The following is a 15,199-nucleotide window of genomic DNA, read 5'->3' on the forward strand; positions in this document are numbered from 1 at the left end:
CAACCTTCTTCGTGGGGCATCCCTTTGAAGATGTGGACTTGACAAGGGTCTTACTAGTGTCCGAAACCGACCGGAGAGGCGCAGGGCGCTTCGACCGGTGAAAGGCGAAACGTGACTCCAGGCACGAACACCAAGGCTCGCTCGGCCGCGAAGGACACCGAGACGGACGAGACGAAGACCGCGGCCGCCAAGAAGGCTCCCGCGGCCAAGGGCGCCGCCAAGACCAAGGCCGCACCGAAGACCGCGTCCAAGCGCGCGAAGAAGTCGGACGACGAGTTCGAGGACGACGTCGAGGAGCTCGACGAGGACGTCGAACTCGAGGACGAGGGCGACGACGCGGACGGCGACGACGCAGTGGAGGCCGGCGAGCCGGCCAAGGCTGCCCAGACCGCCGCGGCCGGCGACGACGCCAACGCTTCCGAGGACGAGGAGGAAGAGGAGGAGAGCACCAAGCCGGCGTTCACCGAGCCTCTCCCCACCGGCGCGATCGTCATCTCGTCCAGCGACGAGGACGACGTCCCTGTCTACTCGACTCAGATCACCGGCGCGACGGCCGACCCCGTCAAGGACTACCTCAAGCAGATCGGCAAGGTGCCGCTCCTGAACGCGGCCGAAGAGGTCGAGCTCGCAATGCGCATCGAGGCGGGTCTGTTCGCCGAAGAGAAGCTGTCGCACATGTCGGCCGCGGAGAAGACCTCGCAGCTCGGTCTGGACCTGCAGTGGGTCGCCCGCGACGGCCAGCGCGCGAAGAGCCACCTGCTCGGCGCCAACCTGCGCCTCGTCGTCTCGCTCGCCAAGCGCTACACCGGCCGCGGCATGCAGTTCCTGGACCTCATCCAGGAGGGCAACCTCGGTCTCATCCGCGCGGTCGAGAAGTTCGACTACACCAAGGGCTTCAAGTTCTCGACCTACGCGACGTGGTGGATCCGTCAGGCCATCACCCGCGCCATGGCCGACCAGGCCCGCACCATCCGTATCCCGGTGCACATGGTCGAGGTCATCAACAAGCTCGCGCGCGTCCAGCGCCAGATGCTGCAGGACCTCGGTCGCGAACCCACGCCCGAGGAGCTCAGCCGCGAGCTCGACATGACGCCCGAGAAGGTCATCGAGGTGCAGAAGTACGGCCGTGAGCCGATCTCGCTGCACACGCCGCTCGGTGAGGACGGCGACAGCGAGTTCGGTGACCTCATCGAGGACACCGAGGCCGTTGTCCCGGCCGACGCGGTGGGCTTCACGATGCTGCAGCGCCAGCTCGAATCGCTCCTCGACTCGCTCTCGGAGCGCGAGGCCGGCGTGATCCGCATGCGCTTCGGCCTGGGCGACGGCCAGCCGAAGACGCTCGACCAGATCGGCGACACGTTCGGGGTCACGCGCGAGCGCATCCGCCAGATCGAGTCGAAGACGATGGCGAAGCTGCGGCACCCGTCGCGTTCGCAGTCGCTGCGGGACTACCTCGAGTGAGTGAGGCGAACGCCGGCAAGGCGCTCACCGTACAGGTCGAAGGCTCGTCGTTCGCGCGCATCCCGATCCGCACGCGGGTCGTGATGCCGGGCGACGACCTCGACGCCTTCGTCCGCGAGTACGCGGCAGATGTGGTGCGCGAGGGCGACCTGCTGTTCGTGACGGAGAAGATCGTCGCGATCACGCAGGGGCGCTCGTACCTTGTCGAGGACATCAAGCCGCGCAAGTTGGCGCTCTTCCTCTCGAAGTACGTCACGCGCACGCCCTACGGCATCGGACTCGGCATGCCCGAGACGATGGAGATGGCGCTGCGAGAGTGCGGCACGCTCCGCATCCTCTTCGCGGCAGCCGTCTCCGCCGTTACCAAGCTGTTCGGCCGCAAGGGCGACTTCTATCGCATCGCCGGCGACAAGGCCCGCGCGATCGACGGACCGACGTCGGGAACGATCCCCCCGTACAACAAGGCCGTCGTGCTCGGACCCGAGCGCCCGCGCGAGGTCGCGACCCACCTCAAGGCGCTGCTCGGCGGGGTGCCCGAGGTGGCCGTGGTCGACATCAACGACCTCGGCGGCAACATCCTCGGCTCCACGCTCGACAAGGCGGACGAGAAGCGTCTCGTCTCGATCCTCAGGGACAACCCGCTGGGTCAGGGCCACCAGTCGACGCCGCTCGGCATCGTCCGGACGATCTGAACCGGCGCTGCCGAAGGCGCGGCATCCTTCACGGATGCCGCGCCTTCGGCACGTTCAGAATCCGATCGCCTCGCGGTAGCGGGGCTTGTGGCCGGTGCGGATGCCGGTGACGCTCGGCTTGTTCTCGTAGACACCGGCGCCCCAGTTGCCCTCGACCAGCACCGGACCGTCCGGCGAGACCACGATGTCCCAGCCGACGTACTGGATCTGGGGCACGACGCGCGCGACCCGGTCGACGAACGCCTTGACCTCGTCGATCATGGGCAGCTGGAAGTCGGCGATGACGAAGCCGCTGTCGGGGTGCTTCTCGTGCACGTGGCCATGCGAGTCGTAGCCGGGGCCGACGGCATGGCCGTTCTCGTCGAGCATCGTGTAGAAGCCGCCGAAGGTCATCTGGTCGCTCACCGCCCCGCGACCGAACTTCTGCGCCATCGCCAGGATGTGGGTCTTCTCGCCGTCGAAGAACGCGGTGACACGCGTGGTGTTCACGGTTCCGGGGCACACGGCCGCGAGGTCGGCGTGCTGGCGGATGACCTCCTCGATGAGCAGCTCGCCGCGCGCCAGCAGCCCGCGGTGGAAGTCGTCCCAGTCCGAGACGTCGGCTGCGTGGTAGCGGTGCACACCCGTGCCCGCCTGGCCCACCGGCTCCTTCGTGACGATCGTGCCGTGCTCCTGGGCGAAGGTGCGCACCGCGTCGGCGTTGCCTTCCTCGACGACCATCCAATCGCGACGGAGGAAGTCGCTGAACGTGCGGTCGAACTCGACCTTGTCCTGGAACCGGCCCCGGTGGGCGGGGTCGTCGTACTTCTGCGACAGCTCGTTCGAGACCGGATGCGTCATGTAGGTCGCCCGCTCCGCCCGGTTCAGGATCGCGAAGTCGTAGTCGACGTAGTCCTGGAAGCCGACCTGCTTGAAACCCGCCGACCACAGCATGTCGACCACGACCGCGGGGGTCCACTTGCCGTGCGTGTGCGCGGTCTCTTTCGCGCGCTCCAGCACGGAGCCGACATCGATGCGACGGACGCGCCAGGCGAGGTAGCGAAGGCGGTTCGAGAGGGCGAGGCCCTGAGAAGACATGCGTGCTCCGGGTTCGGTTCGGGGACCCCGATAGTCTAGGGGCGTGAGTTCCGCGATCCCTGGGCACGACCACACCGTGCCGGGATCGGACCCTCGCAGCGCACCGGTTGCACGCGTCTCGCGGACCGCCCTGACGGCGAACGCCCAGCCCGCGCGGGAGCGCGGCGTCCGTTCGTACGACCCGTCGATCCTGGAAGCGGATGCCTGGGGCCACGGTGCGGAGCTCGTGCGCAGCGTGCTGGCCACCGTGGGCCTCGAGCCGCGGGACCGCCATGCCGTCGTGACCGCGGGCGACGCGGCGCCGTCGGCCGGACGGACCGGCGCGCTGTCAGCCGCGGCACTCTTCGGACTGCCCGATGCCGGGTCGACCGGTGTGCCCGCCCTGCGGCTCACGGGCACCGTGCTCTCGGTGAAGGACCTCCGGGCCGGTGAAGGCGTGTCGTACGGCTACGCGTACCGCGCGCCGGCCGACACCCGGGTCGCGCTGGTCACCGGGGGCTACGCACAGGGCATCGTGCGCGGGCTCGGCGGCGCGGTTCACGTGATGATCGCGGGGGAACGGCACGCCATCGTCGGGCGCGTCGCGATGGACGTGTGCGTGGTGGAGATCACGGATGCCGCGATCCCGCGCGGCGCCGAGGTCCTGTTTCTCGGCGACCCGGCGCTGGGAGAGCCGTCGCTCGCCGACTGGGTGCGCGCCACGGAGCTGACCGCCGGCGAGCTGATCACGACGGTCGGACTTCGCGCCACCAGGGTGGAGGCACCGTGACCGCCCGCCTCTCCGTCGACCTCGATGCCCTCGTCGCGAACGTCGCGCGCGTGCGCGACACGGTGTCTCCCGCCGAGCTGATGCTCGTGGTCAAGGACGACGCCTACGGCCACGGCCTGGCGCCCGTCGTGCGGGCCGCCTCCGCCATCGGGGTGACCTGGTTCGGCGCCTTCGACGTGCGGACGGGGTGTGCGGTGCGCGATGCCGTCGGCGATGACGCCCGGATCTTCGCCTGGATCGCTGCCTCACGCGAGGACCTCGACGCCGCCGTCGCCCAGCGGATCGACCTCGGCATCGGCGACGCCGATCTGCTGGAGGAGCTCGCGGACGCCGCGCGGGACGCCGGCGCGACGGTGCGCGCGCACCTCAAGATCGACACCGGCCTGCACCGCAACGGCGTGCGGCCGGAGCAGTGGCCCGGGTTCGTGTCGCGCGCGGCTGCGCTCCAGACGGAAGGCGTCATCGATGTCGTCGGCGTCTGGAGCCACATCGCGGAGGCGTCGGACGCCGAGGACGACGACGCCCGCCTTGTCTACGAGTGGGCGCTCGACGAGGCAGCGGCCGCAGGCCTCCGCCCGGCGATGCGTCATCTGGCCGCCAGCGCTGCCTCGTTCGCGCGCCCGGAGTTCCGCTACGACATGGTTCGTGTGGGGGCGTTCTGTTACGGCATCCGCTCGGCCGGAGGCCCCTCCGCCGACGACCTCGGCCTCACGCCGATCGGAACGCTCGAGACCGACGTGATCGAGGTGGCCGGAGAGTCCGTCAGGGTCGACCTCGGATTCCTCCACGGGCTTCCGTCGACGCTGCGCACTCGCGCGGCGGTCGGAACGCCCGCCGGGAGCCGGCAGCTCATCGCCGTGGGGGACTCGGATTCTCTCGTCGCCGCGTGGCGGGGAGCCGCCGTGGGGGATGCCGTCACCATCTACGGTCCGGGTGCTTCGGGCGAAGTGAGCGCGACGGATCTCGCGGAGCTCATCGGCACCATCGGTGAGGAGATCGCGCTGCGCGTGTCACCGCTCGTGGAACGCAGATACACCCGCCGCTGAAGCGACGGGTGCGAGTCTGCCGGGGCGGTTCCTACTCGGCGAGGCGAGCGGTCTCGTCGTGCCACGAGGTCGCGATGGCGCGGAGCTTCTCTTCGTACTTGCGGCCGTGGTGGGCGCAGAAGAGGAGTTCGCTGCCGTTGACCTCGGCCGCGATGTACGCCTGTGCGCCGCAGGAGTCGCAACGATCCATGGCGGTGAGGCGGTGCTCGAGGACGGCGCCGGGCTCAGTGGGTGTCGATAGCGTGGTCATGTCGGTGCCTCCTCGTATTCGTAGAACTCTCTCGCGGTCATGAAATACAACCACGCCGATGTTTCGAGAATGCCGCGAATCGACAACATTTCGCTGAGCGCGTACGCTGCTCGCCCCTGAAGCGTGTCTGCGCCGGGCTGTCTGGCGCCCCGATTACGATGGGAGATTGTGACCGCCGAGTACTCCGCCCATCATCTTCAGGTGCTCGAAGGGCTCGAAGCGGTCCGCAAGCGCCCCGGCATGTACATCGGCTCGACGGACTCCCGCGGCCTCATGCACTGCCTGTGGGAGATCATCGACAACTCCGTCGACGAGGCCCTCGCAGGGCACGGCTCACGCATCGACATCGTCCTCCACGCCGACGGCAGCGTCGAGGTGCGCGACCGCGCCCGGGGCATCCCCGTCGACATCGAGCCGCGCACGGGGCTCTCGGGCGTCGAGGTCGTCTTCACGAAGCTCCACGCCGGCGGCAAGTTCGGCGGTGGCTCTTACGCCGCGTCAGGCGGTCTGCACGGTGTCGGGGCATCCGTCGTCAACGCGCTCTCGGAACGCCTCGACGTCGAGGTCGACCGCGGCGGCAAGACGTGGGCGATGTCGTTCCACCGGGGCGAGCCCGGGGTCTTCTCGAACGGCAGTCCCGACTCGGCTTTCACCCCGTTCGAGGAGCGCAGCGAGCTGCGCGTCTCGGGCCGCGCCGCGAAAGGCGTCACCGGCACCCGCATCCGCTACTGGGCCGACAGGCAGATCTTCACGAAGGATGCCGCGTTCAATCTGCAGGAGCTCGAGCAGCGCGCCCGCCAGACCGCGTTCCTGGTCCCCGGACTCGAGATCGTCATCCGCGACGAGCGCCCGGGCACCGAGTCGGGCGAGCCGGTCGAGACGAGCTACCGGTTCGACGGCGGCATCTCGGAGTTCGCCGACTTCCTCGCGCCCGACTCCGGCGTCACCGACACATGGCGGCTCAGCGGCGAGGGGAAGTTCACCGAGACTGTCCCGGTGCTGCAGCCCTCGGGCGCGATGGTCCCGACCGAGGTCGAGCGCGAGTGCCACGTCGACATCGCCGTCAGGTGGGGCACCGGGTATGAGACGGTGTCGCGCTCGTTCGTCAACATCATCGCCACGCCCAAGGGCGGGACGCACCAGCAGGGGTTCGAGCAGGGCCTCATGAAGGTGCTGCGCGACCAGGTCGCACAGAACGCGCGCAGGCTCAAGGTCGGAAACGACAAGCTCGAGAAGGACGACATCCTCGCCGGGCTCACGGCCGTGCTGACCGTGCGCCTCCCCGAGCCGCAGTTCGAGGGCCAGACCAAGGAGGTCCTCGGCACGCCCGCGGTCCGCCAGATCGTGTCGAACGTCGTCACCCGCGAGCTCACCGCGCGGTTCACGTCGCCGAAGCGCGACGACAAGGCGCAGACCTCGCTGCTGCTCGACAAGGTCGTCTCCGAGATGAAGGCGCGCATCTCTGCGCGCACGCACAAAGAGACGCAGCGCCGCAAGAACGCGCTCGAGTCCTCGTCGCTGCCCGCCAAGCTCGCAGACTGCCGGTCGAACGACGTCGCCGAGTCCGAGCTGTTCATCGTCGAGGGCGACTCGGCGCTCGGCACCGCCAAGCTCGCGCGCAACAGCGAGTTCCAGGCGCTGCTGCCGATCCGCGGCAAGATCCTCAACGTCCAGAAGGCGTCGATCAGCGACATGCTCTCTAACGCCGAGTGCGCCGCGATCATCCAGGTGATCGGAGCCGGCTCGGGCCGCTCGTTCGACCTCGACACCGCGCGTTACGGGAAGATCATCCTGATGAGCGACGCCGATGTCGACGGCGCCCACATCCGCACGCTGCTGCTGACGCTGTTCTTCCGGTACATGCGGCCGCTCATCGACGAGGGTCGCGTCTACGCCGCGGTCCCGCCGCTGCACCGCGTCGTCGTGATGAACCCCGGGTCCAAGCCGAACGAGACGATCTACACGTACTCCGAGGCCGAGCTGCATGGACTCCTCACCAAGCTCACAAAGGCCGGCAAGCGCTGGCAGGAGCCGGTTCAGCGCTACAAGGGCCTCGGTGAGATGGACGCGGACCAGCTGGCCACGACGACCATGGACCGGGGCGGCCGCACGCTCCGACGTGTGCGGATGCAGGATGCCGAGGCCGCGGCATCCGTCTTCGAACTGCTGATGGGCAACGACGTGGCGCCGCGCAAGGAGTTCATCATCGACTCCAGCGACCGTCTGGTGCGCGAGCGCATCGACGCGTGACGGCCTGCCTCCCGGTTCGCCCCACCACGACAGTCAGGCGGAACCGGCAGGGACTCAGCGGATGCCGGTGCCGATGGCGCCGATGACGCCGTCGAGTGCGGTGCCCGACGCGTCGCGCTTCGCGCCGGACTCCGGCAGCGCGCGGGTCGCGCCGTCCGGCCCGATGGCGCGCGGATCGGTTCCGACCCACGCGAGCGTGAGCGCGTCTTCGCCACGGAGGAACCGCTGAGCGCGCACACCGCCGGTCGCGCGGCCCTTCGCCGGGAACTCGCTGAACAGCGACACCTTCGCGCTGCCGGCGTCGGTGCCCGCGAGCGCCGTCGTGGAGCCGGCGATCGTCACCACGACGGCGTCGAACTCGGAAGGCCCGACGACGTCGAACGCGATGACCTGTGCGCCGTCGGTGAGGCGGATGCCGGCCATGCCGCCTGCGGACCGGCCCTGCGGGCGCACAGATGACGCGTCGAAGCGCAGCAGTTGCGCGTCGCTGGCCACGAACACCAGCTCGGCGCCGTCCGAGGCGGGGGCGGCACCGACGACCCGGTCGCCGTCCTTCAGGGCGATGATCTCGACGTCGTGCTTGTTCGCGATCTCGCTGGCGGCCACGCGCTTGACGATGCCCTGCGCCGTGCCGATGGCGATCGGCGGGGCGTCTGCGAGCGGCACGAGTGCGACGATGTGCTCGCCGCCACTCAGCCCGAGGTACTGGTCGCCGCGAGTCCCGGCCGCCAGCTGCACGGAATTTCCCGGCACGGACGGCAGGTCGACGGGGGAGAAGCGCACCAGGCGGCCGAGGTTCGTCACCGCGCCGATGTCGCCGCGCGTGGTGGCGTCCACCGCCGAGCGGATCGCGTCGTGCTTGGAGCGTCGCGATGGCGCGACGATGCCACCGGCGGGTGCGTCGGCCACGAGCTCGGCACGCACCATGCGGCCGGTGGCGGAGAGGAAGACGCGGCACGGAGCATCGGCGATCTGCAGGTCGGCGGCCGCCGCAGCCGCCCGCGAGCGCGGCTGGACAGGGCCGCCGTTGAGCAGCAGCGTGCGCCGCGGGGTGCCGAACGCCTCGGCGGCGGCATCCAATTCGTGCGCCACCTGCGCGCGCAGGAGCACGTCGCTGCCGAGCAGCTCCTCGAGCTGGGCGATCTCCTTCTTGAGGTTGTCGCGCTCGGCCTCGAGCTCGATGCGCGAGAACTTCGTGAGGCGACGCAGCCGCAGCTCGAGGATGTACTCGGACTGCGCCTCCGACAGGTCGAACACGCTCATCAGGCGCGTGCGCGCCTGCTCGCCGTCGTCGGATGTACGGATGACCTGGATGACCTCGTCGATGTCGAGGATCGCGATGAGCAGGCCCTCGACGAGGTGGAGGCGTTCCTTGCGACGCTCCAGACGGTAGCGGCTGCGGCGAGTGACCACGCTGATGCGGTGGTCGAGGTAGACGCGCAGGAGATCACGAAGTCCGAGCGTCTGCGGCTGTCCCTCGACGAGGGCGACGTTGTTGATGCTGAACGAGTCCTCGAGCGGCGTCAGGCGGTAGAGGTGGTCGAGCACCGCCTGCGGGTCGAATCCCGTCTTGATGCCGATCACCAGGCGCAGGCCGTGGTGGCGGTCGGTCAGGTCGTTGACGTCCGCGATGCCCTGCAGCTTCTTGGCGTTGACGGCGTCCTTGATCTTCTCGATCACGCGCTCGGGACCGACGAGGTACGGCAGCTCGGTCACGACGAGGCCGGTGCGGCGCGGGCCGAGGGATTCGATCGACACCTTCGCCCGCGTGCGGAAGCTGCCGCGGCCGTTCGTGTACGCATCCTTGATGCCGTCCAGGCCGACGATGATGCCGCCGCCGGGAAGGTCGGGACCGGGCACGAACTCCATCAGTTCGTCGACCGTCGCCTCGGGGTTCTCGAGCAGGTGCGTCGCGGCTCCCACGACCTCGATCAGGTTGTGCGGCGCCATGTTGGTCGCCATGCCGACCGCGATGCCGGTGGTGCCGTTGACGAGGAGGTTGGGGAACGCCGCCGGCAGCACCTCGGGCTGCTGGAACTGGCCGTCGTAGTTCGGGATGAAGTCGACGACGTCCTCGTCGAGGTTCTCGGTGAGCGCCAGCGCCGGCGGGGCGAGACGGGCCTCGGTGTACCGGGGTGCGGCGGGACCGTCGTCGAGCGAGCCGAAGTTTCCGTGCCCGTCGACCAGGGGCACACGCAGCGAGAAGGGCTGTGCGAGACGCACGAGCGCGTCGTAGATGGGGGCGTCGCCGTGCGGGTGCAGCTTTCCCATCACCTCGCCGACCACACGGGCGCTCTTCACGTGGCCGCGGTCCGGACGAAGGCCCATGTCGGCCATCTGGAAGAGGATGCGACGCTGCACCGGCTTGAGCCCGTCGCGCGCGTCGGGGAGCGCGCGCGAGTAGATGACCGAGTACGCATACTCGAGGAACGACGTCTGCATCTCCGAAGAGACGTCGACGTCCTCGATGCGTCCGTGGTCGGCGGGGGAGGAATCGGTGCGGGAAGCGGGCATGTGTCGATGAAGCCTCGGGTGACGGCGGGGAGCGAGGGGGCGCGGCCGCGTGTGCGAGACTGGCCCCGATGACCCTCAGCCTACCCGTGGACCCGCCGCGCGCCCGGAGCCTCACCCGTGTCGTGACCGAGATGTCGGCAGCGCTGGACGGCGGCTCGGAGTGGTTCGCGCCGGCGCGGAGCGCGATCGTCTGGGTGCTCGACGGGCTCGGCGTCTCCAACCTCTCGGCCCGCGCCGGGCACGCGCGCTTCCTCAGCGAGGCTCGCTCGAAGAAGGATGTCGCGCGCTCGGTCTTCCCGTCGACGACGGCCGCTGCACTGACCAGCCTGCTGACGGGCACACTGCCGGGGGAGCATGGCATCGTCGGCTATCGGGCGCGCGTACCCGGCACCGATGACGTGGTGAATCTGCTGCGCGGCTGGGACACCGAAGGCCTGCCCTTGGAGTTCCAGCGGGCAGCCCCGCTGTCTGCCACGCTCGGCAGGCCGTTCCTCGCCGTGTCGCGCAACGAGTACGCGGGCACCGGCTTCACCGCGGCCACACTCGGCGACGCCGAATTCCACGGCGCCGACGACCTCGACGAGCGTGTGAGCCTCGCCGCCGACCTCGCGGCGCAGCATCCGGGGTCCCTCATCTATCTTTATGCGCCCGATCTCGACGCGATCGGTCACAAGCGCGGCTGGGAGTCCGATGAATGGGTCGCAGGGCTGGAGCGGGTGGATGCGGCGGCCCGCACGCTCTCGGCATCCCTCGACCGCGGCACCGGCGTCGTGGTGACGTCGGACCACGGCATGGTCGACGTGCCGCGGCATCGCCATCTCCTTCTGGAGGAGGGGGACGACCTGCTCGACGGCGTCCGCCTCATCGGCGGAGAACCTCGGATGCTCCACCTGTACGCGGAGCCGGGTGCGGCAGACGCGGTGCTGGCGAGGTGGCGGGAGGCCGAGGCATCCCGTTCGTGGGTCTTCTCACGCGCCGAACTCGAAGCGTCAGGGCTGGTGGGCCCGGTCGACCCGGAGGTCGCTGCGCGGATCGGCGACGTGATCGTCGCCGCGCGCGCGGGCGTCGCTTACTACGACGACCGGCTCGCCGACAAGGCCCCGCAGAAGATGATCGGGCAGCATGGCTCGCTGACCGATGAGGAGCGCATCGTGCCGCTCATCCGGCTCGGCGCGTTCGCCGGAGACTGAGGTTCAGTCGTCGGAGCGGGCGCCGAACACGATCTCGTCCCACGACGGCATCGACGTGCGTCCCTTGCGACGACCGGCCTCGGCGACAGCAGCCGGCGTCGGCGCCTGATAGTCGGACGCCGGCGGTTCCTCATCGGACGACGACTCGTCGTATCCGGGCTCCAGCGCGTCGAAGAGCGCAACCGGCGCGGGCGAGCGGGGAGCCGACGCGACCTCTTCGGCACCCGGGAGGGGCTCACGCTGACCGCGACGACGTCGCAGTGCCTCGAGCAGGTCGGCGGTCTCGGCGGAGGTCGCCACGGCGGGCTCGCTCGCGCGCTTGATGGCGGCCTCCTGGACGGCGGGAGCGGCCGGGCCAGGGATGTCGGGTGACTCGATGTCGGCGTCGGGAAGGCGGCGCGGACCGAACGCCCCGCTGTCGAAGCGGGAGTCGTCCTTCGCGGCCACGGTGTCGAGGGCCCGAAGCCGGGGGATGAGCCCCTCGGGGAGCGAACCCTGACGCGAGAGCTGGATGGCGTCGGTGTTCAGCGGCGACAGCGTGCTGCGGCGCGGGTCGAATCCCCAGCGGGCGTCATGGCCGATGTCGTTCGAGGTGAACTCCAGCTTGACGGTCCAGCCGGTCGGTTCCTTCCAGCTGGTCCAGCGTTCGCCGATCGCGCCCGCCTCGGCGAGCTTGGCGCGCACCGCCGAGCCGAATGTCGTCTGCCCGTCGCCCTCGAAGTCACCGCCGAGGAGCACGGGAACGGCCAGCGCCTGGCCGACGATGTGCTCGCGCTCGGCGAGCACGGGGCCCTCGAAGCGCACGATGTCCTCCACGCGGGCGCCGAGCAGCTCTGCCACCTCGCGCGCGGACAGACCGGAGCGGATGTGTGCCTGGATCTCGCGGGGGCTCGGACGCGGGGTCTGCACATCGGCCTCGCGCTCGCGGCGCGCCTTGCGCAGCTCCCCGCGCAGCACGTCGTCCACGTCGAGCGTGAATCTCTCGCCGGACTCCGTCGCCAGGATGAGCTTGTCGTCCTCGGTTCCGATGACCTTGAGCTGTTCCATGCGGACGCTCCCTGCTTCTCGTGCCGGCTCTTGGCTGCGCTGGTCCGGCGGACTTCACGGCTTCAGAGCCCGCCTGTCCGCCCCATCGTGTCATAGCGCACCACGAGGGCCGGGAATATCCCGCGCGTGCCGCGAGTTTCACGCGAACGCACGGTCAGGATGGCGCCCGATCGCATTTGCGAAAAGGGAAATGGTCGTGCAAACTATCGCCGCCCGCAAGGGCGAGCGCAACCGCGAATACCCGGAAGTTGAGATCTTCACGCATGGCCACCGATTACGACGCCCCCCGCAAGACCGAGGACGACAGCGAGTCGATCGAGGCGCTCAAGGAGCGCGTTCCCGACAAGCTCTCGGGCTCGGTCGATGTGGAGGACGCCGACAACCCGTCGGGCTTCGAGCTGCCCGGTGCCGACCTGTCGGACCTCGAGCTCGACGTCGTCGTTCTGCCCGCCCAGGAGGACGAGTTCACCTGTTCGAACTGCTTCCTCGTGAAGCACCGCTCGCAGCTCGATCACGAGACCGCCGACGGCCCTATCTGTACTGAGTGCGCCGCGTGATCTGAGCCCGCCGCACTGCGGCGGCCAGTCGGTCCGGCGTCCGCGAGGAGATCACCCACGCGGTCGTCGGATCATCGGCATCCGTCACAGGGAACACGACGACTCCGTCGATCCCGCCCCGGATGAGATGCCACGACCGCGGGTCCAGTCCCGCACCGCGCGCATGGCGCGCGTCCTCCCCGGCATGCACTTCTCCGGCGCCGAGGAACTCCACGCCGATGTGCGCGCGTCCCGCTCGCAGTTCGCCGTCCCGGACCTCGACCACGGGTGCCGCCAGGATCAGCAGCGCGATCAGCAGGACGCCGACGGCGGCGCCCACGAGGAGTGCGACGGTCGTGTCGATCGGCGTGACGACGAGCGCCACCATCGGCGCCGCCATCCCCGCCGCGACCAGGATCCACAGTGACGGGCCGAGCCGCTCGCGATAGACGTCGGCGCGGCCGGTCCGGGCACCGGCGTGAGGCGTTGAGTTCTGCATTACCCTCGTTGGGTGACTGAAACGGTGGACGTCCCCATTATCGCCCCCGACGTTCCGGTGTACGCGCACCCCGGGGACGCCGGAGCCGACCTCGTCGCCGCCGAGGCGGTGCGCCTCGAACCCGGTGAGCGCGTCCTCGTCGGCACCGGCGTGCGGATCGCGCTGCCCGAGGGCTACGTCGCGTTCGTGGTGCCGCGCAGCGGCCTGGCCGCCAAGCACGGGATCACGATCGTGAACGCACCGGGAACGATCGACGCCGGCTACCGCGGCGAGATCAAGGTGATCCTGCTGAACACCGACGCCACACAGACGCACGAGATCGCCGTAGGCGACCGCATCGCCCAGCTCATCGTGATGCCCGTCCCGCGCGCCGTGTTCATCCCCGTGGAAACCCTGCCCGACAGCGTGCGCGGCGAGGGCGGCTTCGGCTCCACGGGCTATCAGAAGGACGGAGTCCTCGCATGACCGACCCCTCATCCGTCGACGGCCCGCGCAAGGTCGCACCCGACGACCGCGCCACGACCGGCCCGTTCGACGAGTCGGAGGCCAACCCCGTCCGCCCGTACATCGATCTCGGCGGGATCAAGATCCTCCCGCGCGAGGGCCTGAACCTGCGCCTCGAGGTCGAGGAGCAGACCAAGCGCATCGTCGCCGTCGGACTGGACTACGCCGGATCGACCCTTCAGGTGCAGCCGTTCGCCGCGCCGCGTTCAGCGGGCCTGTGGGAGGAGACGCGCGAGCAGATCCGCCAGCAGATCCGCCAGCAGGGCGGCCGCGTCGAGGAGCGCGAAGGACCGCTCGGTCCGGAGCTTCTCGCCGAGGTGCCGGTCATCGCCGGCCCCGACGGCACGGCCGGCAAGCGCCTGGCCCGCTTCGTCGGCGTCGACGGGCCGCGCTGGTTCCTGCGCGGCGTGATCGGCGGTGCGGCCACGGCCGACGTGGAGGCCGCCGCTGCCGTGGAAGACCTCTTCCGGTCGATCGTGGTCGTCCGCGGCGGCTCGCCGATGCCGCCGCGCGACCTCATCCCGCTGAAGATGCCGGCGACGCCGGGCTCGGCGTGAGCGACACCTCACGCCCCGACGACGCGGCAGCGGAGTCCGCCGCGCACGCCCCTGCCGGCGACACGGACGGAACGGATGCTGCACCCTCGGCGTCCGAGATGCTCGGTGCCGCATTGGGCGGCGCCGCGCGCCGCGCGGGGCTCGACCCGGCCGAGGGCAAGAGCACGGGGCATGTCGTGTGGGCCGCCATGGGCGGCTGGCGCGGCATCCTCGAGTCCGTCCTTCCGGGCGTCGTGTTCCTCGTCGCATGGACGGCGACCTACAACCCCGACCCGGATGTGCGCTCCGGCAACCTCCTGCTGAGCCTCGGGCTGTCGGTCGGCCTCGCGGCGGTCTTCACCCTCGTTCGCCTCATCCAGCGGCAGTCCGCGAGCGCCGCCATCGGCGGCCTGATCGCGGCCGCGGCGGCCGCGGGCCTGTCACTGTGGACCGGCAGGGGAGAGGACAGCTTCATCCCCGGCTTCCTCACCAACACGCTGTACGGCATCGCGTTCCTCGTCTCGGCACTCATCGGGTGGCCGCTCATCGGTCTCGCGGTGGGCTTCCTCATGGGCGAGGGCACCGCGTGGCGCGCCGACAAGCGCAAGCGGCGCGTCTTCTTCTGGCTGTCGATCGCCTGGGCGGGGCTGTTCGCACTCCGCCTGATCGTGCAGGTGCCGCTGTACTTCGCCGGCGACGTCACCGCGCTCGGCACCCTGAAGCTGATCATGGGGCTGCCGCTGTTCGCGCCACTGGTCGCGGTCACATGGCTTGCCGTGCGCGCGCTCTATCCGCGCACGCCGAAGTGATACATTTATCTCGACATCA

Annotated in this window: 15 protein-coding genes; 10 read left to right on the forward strand and 5 right to left on the reverse strand. The window is 69.9% G+C overall.

The features are described 5' to 3' along the window. Nucleotides 1-111: 111 nt before the first annotated feature. Both MRBLWH7_RS04125 and MRBLWH7_RS04130 read left to right on the forward strand, forming a co-directional pair. Nucleotides 112-1,461 carry an RNA polymerase sigma factor gene (locus MRBLWH7_RS04125; protein WP_341999426.1) on the forward strand — a complete coding sequence of 450 codons (1,350 nt, stop codon included), beginning with the start codon at nucleotides 112-114 and terminating at the stop codon, nucleotides 1,459-1,461. After that, entirely contained in the window at nucleotides 1,458-2,153 is a 696-nt protein-coding gene (locus MRBLWH7_RS04130) for a coenzyme F420-0:L-glutamate ligase (RefSeq protein ID WP_341999428.1), read from the forward strand. The genes MRBLWH7_RS04125 and MRBLWH7_RS04130 overlap by 4 nt, the downstream gene beginning before the upstream one ends. A gap of 54 nt (nucleotides 2,154-2,207) precedes the next feature. Here MRBLWH7_RS04130 and MRBLWH7_RS04135 read toward each other — a convergent pair whose 3' ends face one another. After that, the gene (locus MRBLWH7_RS04135) at nucleotides 2,208-3,230 is read right to left on the reverse strand and encodes a sugar-transfer associated ATP-grasp domain-containing protein (RefSeq protein ID WP_341999430.1); all 1,023 of its coding nucleotides are present in this window, start codon (nucleotides 3,228-3,230) and stop codon (nucleotides 2,208-2,210) included. Nucleotides 3,231-3,273: 43 nt separating this feature from the next. Between MRBLWH7_RS04135 and MRBLWH7_RS04140 the strand changes: the two genes are divergently transcribed. Together MRBLWH7_RS04140 and MRBLWH7_RS04145 are read left to right on the forward strand one after the other, a co-directional pair. Further along, nucleotides 3,274-3,999, forward strand: a complete 726-nt coding sequence (locus MRBLWH7_RS04140) for an alanine racemase C-terminal domain-containing protein (RefSeq protein WP_341999432.1) — start codon at nucleotides 3,274-3,276, stop codon at nucleotides 3,997-3,999. Next, the gene (locus MRBLWH7_RS04145) at nucleotides 3,996-5,045 is read left to right on the forward strand and encodes an alanine racemase (protein WP_341999434.1); all 1,050 of its coding nucleotides are present in this window, start codon (nucleotides 3,996-3,998) and stop codon (nucleotides 5,043-5,045) included. The genes MRBLWH7_RS04140 and MRBLWH7_RS04145 overlap by 4 nt, the downstream gene beginning before the upstream one ends. Nucleotides 5,046-5,076: 31 nt before the next feature. Here MRBLWH7_RS04145 and MRBLWH7_RS04150 read toward each other — a convergent pair whose 3' ends face one another. Next, nucleotides 5,077-5,295 carry a hypothetical protein gene (locus tag MRBLWH7_RS04150; RefSeq protein WP_341999436.1) on the reverse strand — a complete coding sequence of 73 codons (219 nt, stop codon included), beginning with the start codon at nucleotides 5,293-5,295 and terminating at the stop codon, nucleotides 5,077-5,079. Nucleotides 5,296-5,460: 165 nt separating this feature from the next. Here MRBLWH7_RS04150 and MRBLWH7_RS04155 point away from each other — a divergent pair, with 165 nt between their 5' ends. Continuing rightward, entirely contained in the window at nucleotides 5,461-7,545 is a 2,085-nt protein-coding gene (locus tag MRBLWH7_RS04155; RefSeq protein WP_342001905.1) for a DNA topoisomerase IV subunit B, read from the forward strand. A gap of 54 nt (nucleotides 7,546-7,599) precedes the next feature. On the opposite strand, the gene MRBLWH7_RS04160 is transcribed toward MRBLWH7_RS04155, so the two are convergent. Then, on the reverse strand, nucleotides 7,600-10,059 hold the full coding sequence (locus MRBLWH7_RS04160) for a DNA topoisomerase IV subunit A (RefSeq protein ID WP_341999438.1): 2,460 nt from the start codon (nucleotides 10,057-10,059) through the stop codon (nucleotides 7,600-7,602). A gap of 68 nt (nucleotides 10,060-10,127) precedes the next feature. Between MRBLWH7_RS04160 and MRBLWH7_RS04165 the strand changes: the two genes are divergently transcribed. Further along, entirely contained in the window at nucleotides 10,128-11,249 is a 1,122-nt protein-coding gene (locus MRBLWH7_RS04165; protein WP_341999439.1) for a nucleotide pyrophosphatase/phosphodiesterase family protein, read from the forward strand. A gap of 3 nt (nucleotides 11,250-11,252) precedes the next feature. Here MRBLWH7_RS04165 and sepH read toward each other — a convergent pair whose 3' ends face one another. Further along, nucleotides 11,253-12,296 (reverse strand): septation protein SepH, encoded by a 1,044-nt coding sequence (sepH, locus tag MRBLWH7_RS04170; RefSeq protein ID WP_341999440.1) that lies wholly within the window; start codon nucleotides 12,294-12,296, stop codon nucleotides 11,253-11,255. 263 nt (nucleotides 12,297-12,559) lie between these two features. On the opposite strand from sepH, the gene MRBLWH7_RS04175 reads away from it, so the two are divergent. Continuing rightward, nucleotides 12,560-12,853: a DUF4193 domain-containing protein gene (locus MRBLWH7_RS04175; protein ID WP_045302586.1), complete on the forward strand. Its 294-nt coding sequence runs from the start codon at nucleotides 12,560-12,562 to the stop codon at nucleotides 12,851-12,853. On the opposite strand, the gene MRBLWH7_RS04180 is transcribed toward MRBLWH7_RS04175, so the two are convergent. Beyond that, nucleotides 12,828-13,331, reverse strand: a complete 504-nt coding sequence (locus MRBLWH7_RS04180) for a DUF3093 domain-containing protein (RefSeq protein ID WP_341999444.1) — start codon at nucleotides 13,329-13,331, stop codon at nucleotides 12,828-12,830. The genes MRBLWH7_RS04175 and MRBLWH7_RS04180 overlap by 26 nt on opposite strands. Before the next feature lie 12 nt (nucleotides 13,332-13,343). Between MRBLWH7_RS04180 and dut the strand changes: the two genes are divergently transcribed. The 3 genes from dut (at nucleotide 13,344) to MRBLWH7_RS04195 (ending at nucleotide 15,180) form a co-directional block, all read left to right on the forward strand. Continuing rightward, on the forward strand, nucleotides 13,344-13,796 hold the full coding sequence (dut, locus tag MRBLWH7_RS04185) for a dUTP diphosphatase (RefSeq protein WP_341999446.1): 453 nt from the start codon (nucleotides 13,344-13,346) through the stop codon (nucleotides 13,794-13,796). After that, nucleotides 13,793-14,392, forward strand: a complete 600-nt coding sequence (locus MRBLWH7_RS04190; protein WP_220287761.1) for a DUF3710 domain-containing protein — start codon at nucleotides 13,793-13,795, stop codon at nucleotides 14,390-14,392. Before dut ends, MRBLWH7_RS04190 begins: the two co-directional genes overlap by 4 nt. A gap of 98 nt (nucleotides 14,393-14,490) precedes the next feature. Further along, entirely contained in the window at nucleotides 14,491-15,180 is a 690-nt protein-coding gene (locus tag MRBLWH7_RS04195) for a DUF3159 domain-containing protein (protein ID WP_342001907.1), read from the forward strand. The last annotated feature ends 19 nt before the right edge of the window (nucleotides 15,181-15,199 follow it).

The organism is Microbacterium sp. LWH7-1.2 (genome assembly GCF_038397755.1).
In the GTDB taxonomy this organism is placed as follows: domain Bacteria; phylum Actinomycetota; class Actinomycetes; order Actinomycetales; family Microbacteriaceae; genus Microbacterium.